Genomic DNA, 963 nt, shown 5'->3' with positions numbered 1-963 from the left:
CAGGGGTTCGGGGTTCAAATCCCCGCGTCTCCACCAGCACGTTTGCATGATCGCCCGCCGCTATCGATCATCGTTAGTCAGCGGATCGTCAGCAGGGTCCGTCAGTGCCGCCCGAAGCCGATCTTCGTAATCGTGCGGACGACGCGTGTAGTGATCGAGAGTGGTACTTGCCCGCTCATGCCCGAGCGCCGCCTGCACGACATTCACTGGCACCCCCTCACTGATCAACCACGTGGCGTAGCAGCTTCGTAGGCCATGGAAGGTCAGAGAGTCCGTCACCCCCGCCGCCGTTCGAGCCGGCACCCACACGTTGCGTCGGAAGTTCGACCGACGCAGGAAGTTACCGACCGTATCCGGAAAGACCAGATTCTCTGGCCCCGCGGGAATCAAGTCCGCGTGCCGCCGCAGCCGCGCGACAAGAAGGGCAGGAAGCGGAACGGTACGCCGGCCCGCTTCCGACTTCGGGTAGGGCTTCACCTCGAGTCGACCGGACACCTCCACCACGGTTTCCACCACCGAGAGCCGTCCGCCCTCGAGATCCACCCGAGCCCAGCGAAGCCCAGCGCATTCACCCCAACGAAGCCCCGCGTAGCCAGCCATCAGCACGAGAGCCCGATATCGTTCCGGAAGCGCCGGAAGTATCTTGCCCGTTAGATCAGCCCGCGCTATCAGTGCATCCGTGGACCGACGCTTCCTCAGCGCCGGAAGCTGCACCCCCTCACACGGATTGACCGCGATCAGCCGAGCCCGAACCGCCACCTTCATCACCGAGTACATCAGCCGGAAGCAGGAAAGCACCGTCTGCGCCGCCAGGTTGCCCGAGAGTCGCGTCACCCAGCCCTGTACGTCGAGATGCCCGATCGTGTTCAACGGCCAATCTCCCCACTCCGGCAAGACATGGCAGCGCATCCGAGACGACGCAGCGGCAGCAGTCGTCAACTCAACATTGCGGGAAGCCTCCCG

At 64.1% G+C, this 963-nt stretch carries 1 protein-coding gene; it reads right to left on the bottom strand.

Going from position 1 to position 963, the window contains the following annotated elements:
- Positions 1-60: 60 nt before the first annotated feature.
- The coding region (locus G6R24_RS21155; protein WP_163550864.1) for a tyrosine-type recombinase/integrase at positions 61-963 on the bottom strand (903 nt) is incomplete at its 5' end.

Source organism: Candidatus Frankia nodulisporulans (assembly GCF_902806475.1).
Lineage (GTDB): Bacteria > Actinomycetota > Actinomycetes > Frankiales > Frankiaceae > Frankia > Frankia umida.
The sequence above is the reverse complement of the archived record's forward strand: the minus strand, read 5'-3'. Positions and strand labels throughout refer to the sequence as shown.